The organism is Allocoleopsis sp. (assembly GCF_036703385.1).
Taxonomy (GTDB): Bacteria; Cyanobacteriota; Cyanobacteriia; order Cyanobacteriales; family Coleofasciculaceae; genus Allocoleopsis.
This window is the reverse complement of record NZ_DATNPA010000214.1, coordinates 1-2,704: the sequence shown is the minus strand read 5'-3', so window position 1 is coordinate 2,704 and position 2,704 is coordinate 1. Positions and strand designations below refer to the sequence as shown.

At 48.2% G+C, this 2,704-nt stretch carries 3 protein-coding genes; 2 read left to right on the top strand and 1 reads right to left on the bottom strand.

Going from position 1 to position 2,704, the window contains the following annotated elements; all coding sequences use genetic code 11:
- On the bottom strand, window positions 1-733 hold a 733-nt coding region (locus V6C93_RS10570), incomplete at its 3' end, for a basic amino acid ABC transporter substrate-binding protein (RefSeq protein WP_333476617.1).
- A 190-nt stretch (window positions 734-923) separates the two neighbouring features.
- Between V6C93_RS10570 and V6C93_RS10565 the strand changes: the two genes are divergently transcribed.
- Both V6C93_RS10565 and V6C93_RS10560 read left to right on the top strand, forming a co-directional pair.
- Complete coding sequence (locus V6C93_RS10565; protein WP_333476616.1) at window positions 924-1,709, top strand: amino acid ABC transporter ATP-binding protein; 786 nt, start codon at window positions 924-926, stop codon at window positions 1,707-1,709.
- A gap of 223 nt (window positions 1,710-1,932) precedes the next feature.
- Window positions 1,933-2,704 (top strand): Hsp70 family protein (locus V6C93_RS10560; protein ID WP_333476615.1); only part of this gene is annotated, 772 nt, incomplete at its 3' end.

The following is a 2,704-nucleotide window of genomic DNA, read 5'->3' as shown; positions in this document are numbered from 1 at the left end:
CATTATTCAGGATGGATGTTAGTCCCTTGTTGATGGCAGCGAGATTGGGAGAACGTTTGGGAGTCGCGATGCCATAGTATTCTTCGGTGAGCAACTGCTCGACAACTTTAATACCCTGAAGATTGCTAGTTTTTATGGCATAGAGCGTGACGGGTGCATCATTGATGACTGCATCTACGTTCCCGTTAATTAATTCCTGGAGAGCTAATGGCGCACTATCAAAGGTACGAATCTTAGCGCCGGGAATTTTTTTCGCTTCAGCGGCACCAGTGGTGCCGATTTGAACGGCAATGTTCTTATTTTTGAGGCTGTCTAGTGACGTAACATCTTTGTTATCTGCTTTAATCGCGATCGCTAATCCCGCTTTAAAATAGGGTCGGGAAAAGTCTACTGCCTTTTCGCGATCGGCCGTAATTGTCATTGAACTAATTGCTGCATCTACAGTGTTTGCCTGCAAGGCGGGGATAATTCCATCAAAAGGCAAACTCTGAAATTGCACCTCAAAGCCAGCCGATGAGCCAATGGCTTTCATCAAGTCGATATCGAAGCCGACTAATTCCCCGCCATCTCCCTGAAACTCAAAGGGGGGGAAAGCCGGTTCTGTAGCCACCTTGAGTGTTTTTTGAGCCTTGGTGGGACTAGCAGTGAAGACAGAAACAAACAAGATCAGCAGGCAACACAAGCCGAGAATTACACCTCGGCGCAATCTCCGAGACTCAATAAATCTATTCATGTTTGTTTTCCCTTCTTTGGGTGCCATATACGGCTAACTCGTCACTGCCACCAAAAACGGCTGGCTGATTCGATAAATCTTAACAATCAATGTGCCGTTATTTGTAAGAACTTAAATGCCAAAATGACTACAAATAGCTGGAATGTCGTTAGTATAAGTTCTTATTAAACATCAGCACACCGGACTGCCAATGAAAGATTCGACTCCGGCAATTATCTTTGAGGGAATTGAAAAAAGCTTTGGTTCTCTTAAAGTTTTACAAGGAATTAGCGGTTCGATTAACCGGGGGGAAGTTGTTGCCGTGATTGGTTCCTCCGGCTGTGGCAAAAGTACGCTGCTACGCTGTTTCAACCGCTTGGAGACCATTAATGGCGGCCGCTTAGTGGTTAATGGAATAGATTTGTCGAACCCTAATCTCAGCTCGAAGCAACTGCGGCGACTGCGAACCCAAGTTGGCATGGTCTTTCAGCAGTTCAACTTGTTTCCTCATTTGAGCGTACTGGAAAACTTGATGCTAGCTCCACGTCAAGTCCTGGGACAATCTCGTAGCCAGAGCGAAGAGCGAGCGCGATTTTATTTAAAAAAGGTGGGTTTGCCTGAAAAAGCAGACAACTATCCCGAACAACTTTCTGGAGGACAGAAGCAACGGGTTGCGATCGCGCGCAGTCTGTGCATGAATCCTCAAGTTATGCTCTTTGATGAACCAACGAGCGCTCTCGATCCAGAATTGGTCGGAGAAGTACTGCTAGTCATGCAACAACTGGCTCAAGAAGGTATGACGATGGTGGTCGTCACGCACGAGATGCAGTTCGCTCGCGAGGTCGCGCATCGCGTGCTGTTTTTGAATCAGGGTCAGGTGGAGGAATCCGGTCGAGCCAGAGACGTACTAACTCATCCAAAAAGCGATCGCCTACGCACGTTCCTGAGTCGTATGAGCTTTGTCAACGCAGCATCTTCTGGCGAGGAGTCATCGTAAAGCCACACCTCTATCATTGCCGCACTCAGACAGGCAACAGCAGCACGATAGAATAGTTTCAGCACTAGAGTACAAAGCTTATAGTAGCTGAGAGAGGGGTCACTTGGTGATTAAATCTTTTGTACAATCCCACTGATGAGCCCCCCTTTTGTCAGTTGTATATAAAGATAAGTAAAGCGTTGGCTGAGTTAGTGGCATCGATCGAGAGGAGATAAAAACACGCATGGGCAAGGTAGTCGGCATTGACCTGGGAACAACAAACTCCGTGGTGGCTGTCATGGAGGGTGGCAAGCCGGTTGTAATTGCCAATGCAGAAGGAATGCGGACAACACCTTCGGTGGTTGGCTTCAGTAAGGATGGGGAACGCTTAGTCGGACAAATGGCACGCCGTCAAGGAGTACTCAATCCTCAGAATACGTTTTATGGAGTTAAACGGTTCATCGGCCGCAAGTATGCGGAGTTAAATCCCGAGTCTAAGCGCGTTCCCTACACCATCCGCCGCGATGACAATGGCAATATCAAAATCAGGTGTCCCCGCTTAAAGAAGGAATTTGCGCCTGAAGAAATTTCGGCAATGATACTGCGGAAGCTAGCCGATGAAGCCAGCCGCTACTTAGGACAGCCGGTGACAGGGGCAGTGATTACCGTTCCGGCGTACTTCAACGATTCTCAGCGACAAGCAACGCGAGATGCAGGACGAATTGCTGGGTTAGAAGTCTTGCGAATTCTCAATGAACCAACAGCCGCGTCGTTAGCCTATGGGTTGGATCGCCAACAGAGCGAAACCATTCTGGTATTTGACCTGGGAGGTGGCACCTTCGATGTCTCCATTTTGGATGTGGGAGACGGTGTATTCGAGGTCAAAGCGACTAGCGGTGACACTCAGCTCGGTGGTAATGATTTTGACCAAAAGATTGTTAACTGGCTAGCAGAGCAGTTTTTGGAAAGCGAAGGCATCGATCTCAGACAGGATCGCCAAGCGCTGCAACGCCTTT

Coding starts and splice junctions, on each gene's coding strand:
- V6C93_RS10565 (WP_333476616.1), top strand. CDS start 924: ATGAAAGATTCGACTCCGGCAATTATCTTTGAGGGAATTGAAAAAAGC.